We start from the raw sequence: 14,760 nt of genomic DNA on the forward strand, positions 1-14,760 counted from the left end.
CCTCACGGCCGTCCTCCCGGTGCGTTCTGCGAACCCCGCACGTTCGTCGGGTCGCCCTTCGGCAGCGCACAGCGCGCGGCCGTGTTCAGCGGGCGGACCGACGTGTCCAGACCGTTGCGGTACGGCGTCGGGTACCCGGTGGTGCACGGCGGTGGGTCGAAGAAGGTCAGCGACAGTCCGATGTGGACCCCGTCCGGCCGGACGATCGTGCCGGCCGCGGCCACCGCCTGCGGTGCGGTGATCAGCAGCTGGCGGATCCCGTCCTGCCGCGCTTCCAGGACGTCCGCGGTGGTCAGCAGGTTCGCCAACAGCACGCCGAGGTTCGGCCCGGCGTCGCGGATCAGCGCGCTGACCTCGTTCGCGGCCGCGGGCACCGCCGGGATCAGGGTCCGCAGGTCGCCGTCGGACGCCTTCAGCGTCGACGCCAGCAGTTTCGCGTTGACGCCGAAGTCGCGGATCGCGCCGGCCTGCTGCACCTGGGTGTCGAGCACGGTGTGCGCGTCGGTGACGAACCGGGTCAGCGGCGCGACGTGCGCGCTCGCCGCCTGCACGAACTCGATGCCGCGGCCGACCAGCTGGTCCAGCGCCGGGCCGGCGTCGGACGTCGCGTTGTACAGCTCGTCGACGACCGTGCGCAGGGCGGGCTTCGGCACCGAGTTCGCGAAGGAGTCCACTGTCGACAGGACGACGTCGACCGGCAGCGGGATCTTCGTGTCGGCCTGGGTGATCACCGAACCGTCGTGCAGCTTCGGGCCGCTGTCCACCCGCGGCCGCAGGTCGACGTACTGCTCGCCGACGGCCGACCGGTCGGCGACGACGGCTTCGGTGTCGGCCGGGACGGGTGCGGTGCCGGAGTCGATCTCGAGGTCGGCTTCCATCCCGGCCGGGGTGAGCCGCAGCTCGCCGACGCGGCCGATCGGCACGCCGCGGTAGGTGACTTCGGCGTTGGTGAAGATGCCGCCGCCGGTCGGGAACCGGGCGGTCACGGTGTAGCCGCGGTCGAAGAACACCTTGTCGAGGCCCGCGTAGGTGGCCCCGACGTAGGCGACGCCGACGACGGCGATGACCACGAAGATCGTCACCTGCACGCGCACGAACCGGGTCAGCATCAGTGGCCTGCTTTCAGGAACCCGTTGAGGTAGTCGCCGCGGATGGTGTCCAGAGCCGCGTCCGGGAACGGGAAGGTGAAGATCATCTCCATCGCCTTCGGCAGTTTGTCGCCGGAGTCGGCCAGCCGCCGCAGCACCGGCTCCAGCGCGCGCAGGTCCGCGACGAGGTCGTCCTTGCTGCGGTTCACCGTGTCGACGGCGACCGAGGTCAGCCCGTCCAGGGACTTGAGCATCCCGACGAGTGCTTCGCGCTGCTGGTTGAGCACGCCGATGCCGGGCGTCAGGCCGTTCAGCGTCGTGGTGATCCGGTCGGTGTGCGCGTTCAGCGTCGCCGCGAGCTTGTTGACGCTCTCGATGGCCCGGGTGATCTCGTTGCGGTGCTCGTCGAGCCCCTTCACAAACGTGTCCAAATTGGACATCAGGGAGCGCGCCGCGGTCTCCTTGCCCCCGAGGGCGTCGTTCAGCTCGTGGCTGATGTTCTGGACCTGCGCGACACCGCCGCCGTTGAGCAGCAGCGACAACGCGCCGAAGACCTCCTCGATCTCGGGCGTCAACGTCGACTGGTCCAGGGGGATGGTGGCGCCGTCGAGCAGCCGGCCCGACGGTGTCGCGTCGCCCGGCGGGGCGAGTTCGACGAACTTCTCGCCGAGGATGCTCGCCTGCCGCAGCCGGGCGACGGCGTTGCCGGGCAGGTCGACGTCGCCGTTGAGCAGCAGTTCGACGACCGCGCTGTGCCCGTCGGGCGCCAGCTCGACCTTGACGACCTGCCCGACCGGGACGTCGTTGACCTTGACCCCGGACTGCGGGACCAGGTCCAGCACGTTCGTGAAGCCCGCGGTCACGTGGATCGGGTGGTCGCCGAGCGCGGCGCCGCCCGGCAGCGGGATGTCGTAGACGCTCACGCCGCTGCCGCAGCCGGTGGTGACCAGCGCGAGCGTCACGACCGCGGCCAGCTTGACGAGGGATCTCATTTCGGCTCCGCGAATTCGAGGAGGTTGCCGCGGCCGTCGATGGTCCCGTTCGCCTGGTCGTAGGCGCCCAGGAGGTTCGTCAGGGCGTTCGGGGCCGCCTGCAGTGCTTCGGAAAGCGAGTCCTTCTGGTTCACCAGCACCTTGGTGACCTCCGCGAGTTTGTCCACATCGGACTGAACGCGCCCCCGGTTGTCCTTGATGAACCCCTGCACGACGCTCAGCGCCTGGGTCAGTTCGGTCAGCGCGCCGGAGAACTGGTCACGCTGGTCGGCCAGCACCTTGCTCAGTGAAGCGATCTGCGCGATGGCCTGCTTGACCTGGCCGTCGTTGGCGGCGAGCATCGCGGTGAACTTGCTGATGTTGTCGACCGAACCGAACAGGTCGTCCTTCGAGTCGCTCGCTGCGCGCGCGAACTCGCCGAGGTTCTTGATGGCCGTGCCGATGGTCTGCCCGGTGCCGTTCAGGTAGTCCGCCGACCGGGTCAGCACCTCGCTGACCGCGCCGTCCTTGTTGGCGCCCTGCGGCCCGAGCGCGGACATCAGCTGGTTGAGACTGTGCAGCAGGTCGTCGACCTCGACCGGGGTCGCCGTGCGCCCCCGCGGGATCGACGCGCCGTCGGGCAGCTGCGGCCCGCCGCGGTAGACGGGTGTGAGCTGCACGTACCGGTCGGCGACCAGGCTCGGCGTGATGACGACGGCCCCGGCGTCCGCCGGCAGCTGGACCCCGGGCTTCAGGGTCATGGTCACCTTGACGTCGGTGCCGTTGGGTTCCACTTTGGACACCGAGCCGATCGCGACGCCGAGGACGCGGACGTCCGAGTTCGGGTAGATCCCGACGGCGGCGGTGAAGTACGCGGTCAGCGTCCGCTCGGCCGGTGCGGTCACGACCGGCCAGGCGGCCGAGACGACGAGCGCGAGCACGACACCGAGCGCGAGGGCCCGCAATCGCGTTCGCCGGCGCGCCTCGGCGCCCAGGTCGATCAGCTGGTGGGCCATCAGCGTCCCCCGTTCTTCGGTGGCTGGCAGCTGCCCGGCGTGGTGCCGGTGGGGATCAGCCCGCAGATGTAGGTGTCGATCCACCGGCCGTTGCCCACGGCGTTGCCGAGCAGCCGGTAGAACGGGCCGGCCAGGCGGAGGCTGTCCTCCAGCTTCCCCTGGTTCTGCTGCAGCACCGTCGCCACGCGCTCGAGCTGGTCGAGGGCCGGCCCGAGCGTCTTCTGGTTGTCCGCGACCAGCCCGCGCAGCTGGATCGAAAGGTTCTTGATGCCGGTGAACAGCTTCGCGATGGCGTCCTTGCGGGCGTTGAGTTCGGTGAGCAGGGTGTTGCCGTCGCGGATCAGCGCCTGGATCTGGTCGGACCGCTGACCGAGCGTTTTCGAGACCTGGTTGGTGTTCTGGAACAGCTTCACCAGTTCTTCGTCCCGGGAAGCCAGCGTCTGAGACAGGGCCGCGATCCCGTTGAAGGCCGTTTTGACGTCGCTGGGAGCGGACGCGCCGAGCGTGTCGGACAGCACCCGGAACGCCTGCGCGAGCTGGTCGGTGTCGATGGCGCCGACCGTGCTCGCCAGGTCGTTGAACACGGCGGTGACGTCGTAGGGCGAGCTGGTGCGTTCGGCCGGGATCGGCTGGTCGGGGTTCAGCTCCGCGTTGCCGACCGGGTCGAGCACCAGGTTCTTCTGTCCCAGCAATGTCTTGATCTTGATCGCCGCCGTGGTCCGGTTGCCGACCCAGGTGTCGCGGACCCGGAACAGCACCTCGACGTGGTCGCCGGCCAGCCGGACGTCGGTGACCTCGCCGACCTTCACCCCGGCCACCCTGACTTCGTCGTTCGGCTTGAGCCCGGCCGCCTCGCGGAACTCGGCTTTGTAGGTGGTGCCGCCGCCGATGAGCGGCAGGTCGTCGGAGAAGAAGGTGGCACTGCCGATCAGGGCCATGACCAGCGCGGTCACCGCGCCGACGGCGATCGGGTTGCGGCTGCGGAACGGTTTCACCGGCACCTCGCAGCCGTGACGGGGATGCCCGGTGGTGGTCCGCCCGGGGCCGGTTTCGCGTCGGTCTGCACCGAACAGAGGTAGAAGTTCGCCCACGAACCGTAGGAGAAGAGCGTGCCGATCCGGTCCAGCTTCTTCGGGAGGTTGTCGATGAACTGCTGGAACACCGGGGTGTTGTCGGCCAGGTTCTTCGACAGGTCGCCGAGCGCGGCGACGCTGTCCTTGAGCGGACGGCGGCCCTGGTCGAGCAGCCCGGCCGTCGCGGTGGTCAGTTCGCCGAGGCCGCCGATGGCCTGCCCGATCGGCTTGGCGTCCGCGGCGAGGCCGGTGACCAGCTGGGCGGTGGTGTCGACGAGCGTGTCGAACTGGTCGCCTTGGGCGTTCAGCGTGTCGAGGACGGTGTTGAGGTTCCCGATCACCTGGCCGATCAGGGCGTCCTTCCCGGCCAGGGTGGAGGTCAGCGACGCGGTGTGCCGCAGCAGGCTGTCGATCGTGCTGCCCTCCCCCTGCAGGACCTGGATGATCTCGAAGGACAGCTGGTTGACGTCGTTGGGTGACAGCGCCTGGAAGAGCGGCTTGAAGCCGTTGAACAGCGCCGTGAGGTCGAGCGCCGGCCTGGTCCGGTCCAGGGGGATCTGTGCGCCTTCGGCCAGCGTCGGCGAGGTGTCGGTGGCGCCGGGGTCGACCGCGAGGTACCGCTGGCCGACCAGGTTGCGGTAGCGGATGGTGATTGACGCCGACGCGGTGAGCCGGTGCGTGCGGCCGACCGAGAACTCGACGTCGGCGAGCCGGTGTTCGACGACCCGCACCGAGTCGACCTGGCCGATCCGGACGCCGGCCATCCGCACCTCGTCGCCGGGGTTGACCGAGGTCGCGTCGGTGAAACGGGCGGTGTAGCCGATGGTCGCGCCGACGTTCGAGTTGGCGATGGTGACGGCGAGCACGGCCGTCGCGGCCGCGGTGACCAGGAAGAAGATCAGCCCCTTGACGGCCGGTCCGGTGATGCTCCTCATCGGACGGTCACCTCCGTTCCGCGCAGCGCCGGTCCGATGAGGACACTGCTCCAGTCCGGCACCTCACCGAGCGTCGGACGCAGCAGTTCCGCGACCAGCTGGCGTTCGCCCAGCGAGTTCGCGGGGCCGAGGTCGCCGTCCGCCGGGCCTGCGGCCGCCGCGCCGCCGCCGTAGCACTTCGGCCCGCCGGTGGCGTCGAACCGCGGGGTGTCCCGGCCGGGCACGTACTTCTCGCGCGGGTCCTGGACGGTGAGCGTCACGTGCAGGCCCGGTTCGTTCGTGCCCTTGCCGAGAGCCTTCTCCATCTGGGGTTTGAGCCGGTTGACCGCGTCGAACAGGCACGGGAACTCGGGCGAGTAGCGCGCCAGCAGCTCCAGCGCCGGCCGGCTGGCCGCCGAGACACCGATGAGGTTGTCCTTGTTCTTGCGCAGGAAGTCGTTGAGGTGCCCGGTGGCACTGGTGACGCTCGCGTAGAGGTTGTCGAGGTCCGCGCGAGTGTCCACAATGGTCTTCGCGGTCGTCGACAGGTCGCTCAGCGCCTGCAGGATGTCCGGCGCGGCCTTCGTGTAGACGTCGGATGCGTCGGCCAGCGCGGTGATGTCGGCCTTGAACTGCGGCATCAGCGGGTTCACCTGGCCCAGGAGGTCCTGCAGCTGCACGATGCTGTCGCCGAGGGGCTTGCCGCGGTTGTCGAGGGCCTGGGAGATCGCGCCGAGCGAGCTGTTCAGCTTCTGCGGCTGGACCGCGCGCAGGAGCGGGAGCAGGTCGCCGAGCACGCGTTCCAGCTCGATGGCGTTGCTGGACCGGTCCTGGGCGATCACGTCACCGGCCCGGAGCTTCCCTTGTGGACTGTCCGGCAGCACGAGGTTGACGTACCGCTCGCCGAACACCGTCTTCGGCAGCAGCCGCGCGGACACGTTCCCCGGCAGCAGCCCGATCTTCGCCGGGTCGAGCGCGAGGTCGATCTCGGCGCCCGCGCGGGTGCTGCGCACCGCCCGGACCTCGCCGAACGGGACGCCCTTGACCTTGACCTCCGCGGTCGGCGCGAGCTGGTTGCCGACGCGGTCCGCCCGCAGCGTCACCAGCTCGGCGTCGTCGAAGTCCTTGTCGTAGATCGCCACCGCGAGCCAGCCGAGCAGGACCAGCACGCCGAGGAAGGCGACCCCGGCGAGCTGCGTGCGGAACCGGCTCATCCGGACACCTTCACCGTGGTCGTCGCACCCCAGATGGCCAGCGACAGGAACAGGTCGAGCACGCTGATCAGCACGATCGACGTCCGCACCGCCCGGCCGACCGCGACACCGACCCCGGCCGGCCCGCCGCTCGCGCGGTAGCCGAAGAAGCAGTGCGTCAGGATCACGCCGACGCTGAAGACGAGCACCTTGCCGAACGACCACAGCACGTCGCCGGGCGGCAGGAACAGCGTGAAGTAGTGGTCGTACGTGCCGCCGGACTGTCCGAAGAAAACGACCGTGGTGAGCCGTGAGCCGAGGTAGGAGATCAGCAGGCCGATGACGTACAGCGGGATGATCGCGATGAACCCGGCGACGATCCGGGTGGTGACCAGGTACGGCATGCTCCGCACGGCCATCACTTCGAGGGCGTCGATCTCTTCGGAGATCCGCATCGCGCCGAGCTGCGCGGTGAACCCACTGCCCACAGTGGACGACAGCGCGAGCCCGGCGACCAGCGGCGCGATCTCGCGCGTGTTGAAGTACGCCGTCAGGAAGCCGGTCATCGCCGAGATGTTGATCTGGTTCAGCGCGCTGAAGCCCTGCAGGCCCACGGTGACGCCGGTGAACACGCACAGCCCGACCATCACGCCGATCGTGCCGCCGATCACCGCGAGCGCGCCGCTGCCGAACGTCACCTCGGCCAGCAGCCGCACGACTTCGCGGAAGTAGCGGGTGACGGCGAGCGGGACGGCGGCGAGCGCGCGGGCGTAGAAGAGCAGCTGGTCGCCGAGGTCGAACAGCCGGTCGCCGGGTTTGCCGAGGATGGCCACTCAGGTTCCCTTCGCCGGGACGAGCTGCAGGTACAGCGCGGTGAGCACGGTGTTGACGAAGAACAGCAGCAGGAACGTGATGACGACGGACTGGTTGACGACGTCGCCGACGCCCTTGGGCCCGCCCTTCGGGTTCAGGCCGCGGTAGGCCGCGACGACCCCGGCGAGGTAGCCGAAGATGACGGCCTTGATCGAGCTGACGACGAGGTCGGGCAGCTGCGCGAGGGCGTTGAAGCTGGCCAGGTAGGCGCCGGGGGTGCCGCCCTGGACGATCACGTTGAAGAAGTAGCCGCCGAGCACGCCCACCACGCTGACCAGGCCGTTGAGCAGCACGGACACCCCGACGGCGGCCTGCACGCGCGGCACGACCAGCCGGTGGATGGGCGAGACGCCGAGCACCTCCATCGCGGCGATCTCCTCGCGGATGCTGCGGGCGCCGAGGTCGGCGCAGATGGCGCTGCCGCCCGCGCCGGCGATGATCAGCGTCGTCACGATCGGGCTGGCCTGCTGCACCACGGCCAGGACGCTCGCCGCGCCGTTGAACTGCTGGGCGCCGATCTGGCTGGTCAGCGAGCCGAGCTGCAGCGAGATGACCGCGCCGAACGGGATCGACACCAGGATCGCCGGGGTGATGGACACGCTGGCGATGAACCAGAACTGCTGGACGAACTCCCGCACCTGGTACGGGCGGCGGAGCATGGCGAGCAGGACGTCGAGACCCATCGCGCACATCCGGCCGAACTCGCGCAGGCCGTTCGCGGCCTTCTCCTGCACCTGGATCGTCATGGCTTGCACCCGGTGCTGAAGCAGCGCAGCTGGAGGTTCGAGACGAAGGTGTTGCCCGGCCCGGAAACCAGGCCGGTGAGCAGCCGGCTGACGTCCTCGTGGCCGACGCACCCGGCGAACTCCGGTGTGGTGAAGGTCGACGTCACCTTCACCGGCGGCGCGGGCAGCGAGATCGGCACCAGCGCCTTGATGGTGACCGCCGCGGGCTGGGCGGTGCGGCAGTCCGGGCCGACGTCGAGGGGTTTGCCGTCCACCCGCACGTCGGAGAGCTTGATGAACACCTTCGCGGTCACGTCCGTGTCGGCGCAGATGTTGGTCTGCGTGGCCTTGCAGTCCTTGTCCTTGCCCGTGTGGACGGTCGCCGTCCCGCTCGCGTCGCCGTCCGGGACGATCTCGACCCGGCCGGTGGTGGGCATGAACCGGAACGCGACGAAGTAGCCGTCCGCCGGCGGGATGGCCAGCTTGCCGGTGATCGGTACGGTGCTCGTGAGGCCGCCCAGCGCGCCGTCGAAGGTGCCCGGCGGGAAGGCGATGTCGGAGCCGAGCTTGGCCACGTGGCTCGTGGTCGGCTGCTGCGCGTCCCCGAGGGTGAAGCCGAACGGGATCTGCGTGGCCGCCTGCACCGCTGGGGCGTTCTCGCCCGGCGCGGCTTGCGCGGCGCCGAGCGAGAACGCGGCCACTGCCAGCACGAGCGGCAGGGAGGAACGGATCAGCTTCATCGAGTTCACTTCTTGGTGAGGTTCACGTCCAGCTTGTTGCCGGGGCCGGAGGTGATACCGGTGATCAGGCCGGTGAGGAAGCCGCAGCCGGTGAACTGCGGGATGCCGTAGGTCGCGGTCAGCTTGCCGCCCTTGAGCGGGTCGAAGCCGGGCGCCGAAACGAGCGGCACGTCCGCGGGCTTGACCGTGTGGCACGACTTCGACGACAGGATCGGGAAGCCGAACACGCGGACCTTGGTGAGCTGGACGTCGACCTGGGCGTTCGCCTTGACCGCACCGGCGGTGAGGGTGCCGGTGATCGCGCCGACCTGGTCGAGCTTCACCGTCGCGGACGCCGGGATGAAGCCGAGGACGCGGAAGTGGACGTCGGACTTCGGCAGCACGAGCTGGGCGCCGAACTTGCCGGAGGCCGCGTCGAGCTTGGCGTCCAGGGTGCCCGGGCCGAGCGGCAGCGTGGCGTGCAGCTGCTTGAGGACCGACTTGCCCTGCAGGGAGTACTTGACCTCGACGCCGCCCGGCGGGTTCGTCGGCGTGGTGCTCGGGGTCGTCGGCTGGGTGGTCGGGGTGGTGGGCTCGGTCGTCGGGGTGGTCGGTTCCGTCGTCGGGGTCGTCGGCTCCGTGGTCGGCGTCGTGGGTTCCGTCGTCGGCGTCGTGGGTTCCGTCGTCGGGGTCGTCGGCTCGGTCGTCGGCGTCGTGGGCTCCGTCGTCGGGGTCGTCGGGGTCGTCGGCTCGGTCGTGGGAGTGGTCGGAGTCGTGGGCTCCGTCGTCGGTGTTGTGGGCTCCGTCGTCGGGGTCGTCGGCTCCGTGGTCGGAGTGGTCGGTTCCGTCGTCGGGGTCGTCGGCTCCGTGGTCGGCGTCGTCGGCTCCGTCGTGGGAGTCGTCGGCTCCGTCGTCGGGGTGGTCGGCGTCGTGGGCGTGGTCGGGGTGGTCGGCGTCGTCGTGCCGCCCGCCGGCTTGATCTCGAACGTGCCCAGCTGCTGGTTCTGGCCCGGGACCGCGACGCAGTCCGAGGTGAACGTGCCGAGGTCGGTCGGCTGGCCGTCCGCGGTGCGCGGGGTCATCGTCGTGCTGAAGTTCCCGACCGTCACCGACGCGGTGCCGGGGCTGGGGAACGTCACCGCCGGCGCCTTGCCGCTGCTCTTGACGTGGAACGCGCCCGAAGGCGGCACCGGCGTCGAGGCGATCGTCAGCGGGAGGTTCAGGTTCAGCGTCTTGTCGACCGGGTACTTGAGCACGGCCGCGGCCTTCGCCGAGCCGTCCAGCGAAGTGGCGCCGACCAGGGCGAGGCCCTCGGTGGCGGTCTCCGGCACGGTGACGTCGACGTCGAAGGTGATGGGGGTCGACGACGCGCCCGCGACGGCGTTGTCGGGCAGGTTGGTGTCGATCTTCACCGACAGCACCTGGTCGCCGATCAGCGGGAACGGGCAGTTGTAGTTGAGCGTCAGGCTCACCGGCGCGGCCTGGCTCGGGCCCGCCCCGACGAGCGCGACGGTCGCCGCGACCGCCGCTGCGGTCGCGGCGGCCAGGCCGAAGGCGGGCTTTCTCGACTTCCACGAAAACTTCACGGGTCGTCACCTCGGGAAATGGGGAAATTTCGGCAAAGCTACCTCCGTGTTTCCGGGTGAACAAGCCGCTTCCGATTCTTTGTCACGCGCGAGGGATCGCCTGTGCCCGGAAGGGTCACGCAGGTCAGCCCTTGTCACGCAGGTGCGATCCGATTCCGCAAAAATTGTCACGTGCCCGGCGAATGGCGGCGGAGTTCTTGATCGCGACGGCCCGGTCCCGATACCTTTTGCGAGGCAGGAAAGGAGCGGCCATGCCCCAGCCGGTCATCGCCGTGACGGACCTCGCGAAACAGTACGGCGAAGTCACTGCGCTCGCCGGGATCAGCCTCACCGTCGCCCGCGGCGCGGTGCTGGCGGTCCTCGGCCACAACGGCGCCGGGAAGACCACCTTGATCGACATCCTCAGCACCCGCGTCCGGCCGAGCGCCGGCACGGCCCGCGTCTGCGGTTACGACGTCGTGCAGCGCGGCCGCGCGGTCCGGCGGCGGATCGGGGTGACCGGGCAGTTCGCCGCGGTCGACGACACGCTGTCCGGCCGCGGGAACCTCGTGCTGATCGCCCGGCTGCTGGGCGCGAAACCGCGGCAGGCGCTCGCGCGCGCCACCGAACTGATCGCCGCCTTCGGCCTCGAAGACGCGGCCGACCGCCCGGCCGGGACGTACTCCGGCGGGATGCGGCGCCGGCTGGACCTGGCCGCGGGCCTGGTCGGCGCGCCGCAGGTGCTCTTCCTCGACGAGCCGACCACCGGCCTGGACCCGGTGAGCCGGGCCGGGCTGTGGTCGATCGTCGAGGGCCTCGCGGCGCGCGGCACCACGGTCGTGCTCACCACCCAGTACCTCGAGGAGGCGGACCGGCTGGCCGACCACGTCGTCGTCCTCGGCTTCGGGCACATCACGGTGTCGGGGACGCCGGCGCAGCTGAAGGCCCGGCTCGGCACCCGCACCGCGACCTGCACGTTCGGCACCGAACTGGCGCTGCGGCGCGCGGCGGACGCGTTGGCACGCCTCGGTCTCGCGGCCGGCCGCGCCGGGCTGGTGCTGACGGTGCCGCTCTCCGGCCCGGGCGACATCCCGGTGGTGGTCCGCGCCCTCGACGCGGCGGGCGCACCCCTGCGCGACCTGACGGTGACCGAGCCGACGCTCGACGACGTCTACCTTTCGCTGCACCGGGCGGCATCGTGACGCAGTCCCGCCACCACGCGGCGGTCGCCGCGCTGGCCGATCCGGCGGCGTGGCCGGAATCGGGCTTCTGGACGCAGGTCCGCGTCCTGACGGCCCGATCGCTGCGCACGGCGTTCGGCGACCGCCGGCTGGTCTTCTTCGGCCTGCTGCAGCCGATCGTGCTGCTGTTGCTGTTCAGCCAGGTGTTCAGCGGCGTCGGCGCCCTACCGGGGGTCGCGGCCTACCAGGGTTACGTGAACTTCCTGGTGCCGGCGACGCTGGTCAACATCGCGATGACGACGGCGATGAGCTCGGGGGCGGGCCTCCTGGCGGAGATCTACGGCGGCTTCACCGGCCGCCTGCGCTGCCTGCCGATCTCGCTGTTCTCGGTCCTGGTGGCCCGCACCCTGGCGGACTCGGCGCGGCTGGGCGTCCAGCTGGCGGTGACGGCCCTGGCGAGCGTGGCGTTCCTGGGCTTCCGCCCGGCGGGCGGCGTGGTCGGCCTGGGCTTGGCGTTGGTGCTGACGCTGGTGGTCGGCTGGTGCCTGAGCTGGGTGTTCGTGGCGATCACGACGTGGCTGCGCAAGGCGGAGACGCTCCAGGCGGCGTCGTTCGTGGTGATGTTCCCGCTGATGTTCTCGTCGAGCGCGTACATGCCGCTGGACACGATGCCGGCGTGGGTCCGCGCGGTTTCGGCGGTGAACCCGTTGACGTACGCGATCGACGCGACGCGGGCGCTGGCTTTGGGCCGGCCGATCGGCTGGTCGGTGTTGACGGCCTTGGTGATCGCCGCGGTGGCCGCGGTGGCGGGCAGCTTCCTGGCCGCCCGCACCTTCCGCGCCCGCAGCTAGGTGTTCTGGCGGAACTGAACGATGACGTGCCGGACCACGAACGGGTTCTCGTTCTGCGCGTGCAGTTCGACCACGTTCCCGCCCCCGCTCTTCAGGTGCGATGCGGGGAACGCCGACGCGATCGTGTTGTAGGAGTCCGCTTTGCCCTGCACCAGTTGCGGAAGTGGGTGATCGTTCACGATGATGCGGATGGCACTGAAGCCGTGCGGCGCGTCCTTGTGCACGCTGAAGGTGAGTGTGATGCAAGCATTGTTCCGCTCGACACCGTCGGCCTTGAGGATGTTCCTCGCTCCGGTGGCGAACGGCGGCGACTTCCACTTGCCGCCGACCGACTGCTCGACTTCGTTCCGGTCGATGACGACAAAATCGGCAACTTCAGCCATGATTTCCCTCGATTCTCTTCGCTGCGAGTTCTTACCTCTTGGCACTCCACGTCCGGCAGTGATCACAGACCGCCGACGAAGCTCGTGTCTTTGATGCAATCGGAGTACTCTTCCACCGCTTCCGCGTAATCGATCTTTCGCGCGGACAAACCGACTTCGAGCATCTCGAGGCCGGCTCGGGCAGCCTGCGCCCGTCTGACGCGCTCGTCGACGGAGTGGGATTTCAGCGCCTGGGTCGCGATCGTGGCGGTGAGCGAGCAGAACATCGCGGCCGCGCAAAGCAGCCGCCAGGCCGGAGACGACAGCCCCAAGGTCGCCGTCAACCAGTCCGCGACCGGCTTCCCGCCCAGGGCCGGTGCCGCGGTGAGGGTCGTGGCCAAAGTTCCCGTCACGCCGTTCAGGTTGAGCAGCCGACGCCGGTGGGACGTGGCTCGCTCCAGGTATGTTTCCAATTTTCCGCGTTTGGCCCGGATCCAGCTGACCAGCACCGTCCGGGGATCCTCGTCACCCGATACTTCCGGTTCGGCAATTGACGACATGGCCTCCTCCTCGTGTTCCCCGTCCGAGGATGCGACGAGCAGAGCGAAGAAGATATTCGCCTCAAGGCGTATCTTCCCGGCCCTGGAGCGTACGATGCTTTCGACGAGGGGGTGGTCACCGATGGCCACGAATCTGTCCGAGCGTGATCTTCGCGCACTGGTACAAGTGGCGGAAGCAGGCATGCGCGACGATCCCACCGACGCCATGCCGTGGGCCGCGCTGGAGGCCCTGCTCGCGCTGGTCCCGGGGGATTCACTGGTTTTCAAGGAACTCGACGTCACCGGCAGGCAGGTGCCGGTGTTCCAGACGCTCGCCGACGGCGAACGGCAGCTGGAGTTCGACGGTGCGGGAGACAGCCGGTCGAACGACGGGTTCTGGCAGCTGCGCAGGACGTTCCTGCCATGCGCCTACCCCGACCGCACCGGGGATCTCACCAGCATCACGTTGTGGTCCGACTTCTACTCCACCCGGGAACTGCGAGGCGCTCCGATGTACGCGGAGCTCTACGGCCGTCAGGGCCACCGCTTCAGCCTGCTCGTTTCCCTGCCTGCCCCCTTCGGCCACACCAGGAGGATGCAGATCTGGCGGGACGGCGGACGCGACTTCGACGAGCGCGACCGGCTCGTCCTGCAGTTGCTCAGACCGCACCTGCACGAGATCCACCTCCATGCCCGGCGACGCCGCGCGGGCGTACCCCGGCTCACTCCACGAGAACTGGACGTCCTCCGGCTCGTCGCCGAAGGATTGAGCAACGCCGACATCGCGCGACGGCTGTTCGTCTCGGTCGGGACCGTGCGCAAGCACATCGAGCACATCTTCGATCGCACCGGCGTCCGCACTCGCGCCAAGGCGGTCGCGCTCGTCCTGCCGCACCTGGTCCTCGATCCGGCAACCGGATGGGACGGCGATCCGGGCCGATGATGAATTGCTGACCGAAGCCGACCTGCGTCTGCTCATGTCCGTGGTCGAAGAAGGCCGCCGCGATGAGCCGACTGCCGGGCTGCCGTGGGCGCTTCTCGACCGGCTGGCGCTGCTCATCCCCTGCGAAGCCATCTCCTGTCCCGAATTCGACCTTCCGCACGAGCTGCCGATGCGCGACCAGTGGTGGGAAGGTGGCGACCGGACACTCGAACTCGGCGCGGAGGGCGACGTCGAGGTCACCGAGTACTGGGAATCGTTACGCAGCTTCGAACCGTGTACGTATCCCGAACGCACCGGGGATCGGCTGACGCCGGTCCGGTGGTCCGACTTCTACACCTGGACGCAGTTACGCGAAGTTCGGCATTACGCCGACTACCGCCGTGCCGAGGGTTTCCGGTACGGCATGCATCTCGCGATTCCCGCTCCGGCCGGCATCGTCCGCAAGATCTCCCTGTGGCGCGGGCCCGGCCACGACTTCACCGAACGCGATCGGCTGGTCCTCCAGCTCCTGCGTCCACACCTGTGGGAGATCCACGACGCCCGGCGCCACCCGGCCGGCTTGCCGAAACTGACCAACCGCGAACAGCAGGTTCTGCGTCTCGTGGACGCCGGGCTGGGCAACTCCGAAATCGCGCGTGAGCTGTACATCTCGGTGGCCACCGTGCGCAAGCACCTGGAGCACATCTTCGACCGCACCGGCGTCCGCACCCGCGGAGCGGCCGCCGCCGTCATGCGCGGACGCTGACC

Annotated in this window: 16 protein-coding genes; 4 read left to right on the forward strand and 12 right to left on the reverse strand. The window is 69.5% G+C overall.

From position 1 onward, the window contains the following. Positions 1-2 precede the first annotated feature (2 nt). Genes ACWEF6_RS02135 through ACWEF6_RS02180 form a run of 10 tightly spaced genes read right to left on the reverse strand, consistent with a single transcriptional unit; the run spans position 3 to position 10,158 of the window. Entirely contained in the window at positions 3-1,109 is a 1,107-nt protein-coding gene (locus tag ACWEF6_RS02135; protein ID WP_449681189.1) for an MlaD family protein, read from the reverse strand. Continuing rightward, positions 1,109-2,080, reverse strand: coding sequence for an MCE family protein (locus ACWEF6_RS02140; protein WP_449681190.1), 972 nt, complete (start codon positions 2,078-2,080; stop codon positions 1,109-1,111). The genes ACWEF6_RS02135 and ACWEF6_RS02140 overlap by 1 nt, the downstream gene beginning before the upstream one ends. Beyond that, positions 2,077-3,075, reverse strand: a complete 999-nt coding sequence (locus tag ACWEF6_RS02145) for an MCE family protein (protein ID WP_449681191.1) — start codon at positions 3,073-3,075, stop codon at positions 2,077-2,079. Before ACWEF6_RS02145 ends, ACWEF6_RS02140 begins: the two co-directional genes overlap by 4 nt. Beyond that, a complete protein-coding gene (locus ACWEF6_RS02150) occupies positions 3,075-4,070 on the reverse strand; it encodes an MCE family protein (RefSeq protein WP_449681192.1) in 996 nt (331 codons plus the stop codon). Before ACWEF6_RS02150 ends, ACWEF6_RS02145 begins: the two co-directional genes overlap by 1 nt. Beyond that, positions 4,067-5,083, reverse strand: coding sequence for an MCE family protein (locus ACWEF6_RS02155; protein WP_449681193.1), 1,017 nt, complete (start codon positions 5,081-5,083; stop codon positions 4,067-4,069). Before ACWEF6_RS02155 ends, ACWEF6_RS02150 begins: the two co-directional genes overlap by 4 nt. Then, positions 5,080-6,276, reverse strand: a complete 1,197-nt coding sequence (locus ACWEF6_RS02160) for an MCE family protein (RefSeq protein ID WP_449681194.1) — start codon at positions 6,274-6,276, stop codon at positions 5,080-5,082. The genes ACWEF6_RS02155 and ACWEF6_RS02160 overlap by 4 nt, the downstream gene beginning before the upstream one ends. After that, the gene (locus ACWEF6_RS02165) at positions 6,273-7,088 is read right to left on the reverse strand and encodes an MlaE family ABC transporter permease (RefSeq protein WP_449681195.1); all 816 of its coding nucleotides are present in this window, start codon (positions 7,086-7,088) and stop codon (positions 6,273-6,275) included. The genes ACWEF6_RS02160 and ACWEF6_RS02165 overlap by 4 nt, the downstream gene beginning before the upstream one ends. After that, the gene (locus ACWEF6_RS02170; protein WP_310967226.1) at positions 7,089-7,874 is read right to left on the reverse strand and encodes an MlaE family ABC transporter permease; all 786 of its coding nucleotides are present in this window, start codon (positions 7,872-7,874) and stop codon (positions 7,089-7,091) included. It abuts the gene before it with no gap. Then, a complete protein-coding gene (locus tag ACWEF6_RS02175; protein WP_449681196.1) occupies positions 7,871-8,593 on the reverse strand; it encodes a hypothetical protein in 723 nt (240 codons plus the stop codon). The genes ACWEF6_RS02170 and ACWEF6_RS02175 overlap by 4 nt, the downstream gene beginning before the upstream one ends. A gap of 5 nt (positions 8,594-8,598) precedes the next feature. Further along, complete coding sequence (locus tag ACWEF6_RS02180; RefSeq protein ID WP_449681197.1) at positions 8,599-10,158, reverse strand: DUF6801 domain-containing protein; 1,560 nt, start codon at positions 10,156-10,158, stop codon at positions 8,599-8,601. 251 nt (positions 10,159-10,409) lie between these two features. On the opposite strand from ACWEF6_RS02180, the gene ACWEF6_RS02185 reads away from it, so the two are divergent. Both ACWEF6_RS02185 and ACWEF6_RS02190 read left to right on the forward strand, forming a co-directional pair. Continuing rightward, on the forward strand, positions 10,410-11,339 hold the full coding sequence (locus tag ACWEF6_RS02185) for an ATP-binding cassette domain-containing protein (protein ID WP_310967220.1): 930 nt from the start codon (positions 10,410-10,412) through the stop codon (positions 11,337-11,339). After that, positions 11,336-12,169 (forward strand): ABC transporter permease, encoded by an 834-nt coding sequence (locus tag ACWEF6_RS02190; protein WP_449681198.1) that lies wholly within the window; start codon positions 11,336-11,338, stop codon positions 12,167-12,169. The genes ACWEF6_RS02185 and ACWEF6_RS02190 overlap by 4 nt, the downstream gene beginning before the upstream one ends. Here the strand turns inward: ACWEF6_RS02190 and ACWEF6_RS02195 are convergent. Together ACWEF6_RS02195 and ACWEF6_RS02200 are read right to left on the reverse strand one after the other, a co-directional pair. Further along, positions 12,166-12,552, reverse strand: coding sequence for a hypothetical protein (locus tag ACWEF6_RS02195; protein ID WP_449681199.1), 387 nt, complete (start codon positions 12,550-12,552; stop codon positions 12,166-12,168). The two genes, ACWEF6_RS02190 and ACWEF6_RS02195, sit on opposite strands and share 4 nt — an antisense overlap. Positions 12,553-12,614: 62 nt before the next feature. After that, on the reverse strand, positions 12,615-13,220 hold the full coding sequence (locus ACWEF6_RS02200) for a hypothetical protein (RefSeq protein WP_449681200.1): 606 nt from the start codon (positions 13,218-13,220) through the stop codon (positions 12,615-12,617). A gap of 52 nt (positions 13,221-13,272) precedes the next feature. On the opposite strand from ACWEF6_RS02200, the gene ACWEF6_RS02205 reads away from it, so the two are divergent. After that, entirely contained in the window at positions 13,273-14,013 is a 741-nt protein-coding gene (locus ACWEF6_RS02205; RefSeq protein ID WP_449681201.1) for a response regulator transcription factor, read from the forward strand. Between the two features lie 4 nt (positions 14,014-14,017). Further along, the gene (locus ACWEF6_RS02210) at positions 14,018-14,758 is read left to right on the forward strand and encodes a response regulator transcription factor (protein ID WP_449681202.1); all 741 of its coding nucleotides are present in this window, start codon (positions 14,018-14,020) and stop codon (positions 14,756-14,758) included. Positions 14,759-14,760 lie beyond the last annotated feature (2 nt).

The sequence above is a fragment of the Amycolatopsis sp. NPDC004772 genome (assembly GCF_053601215.1).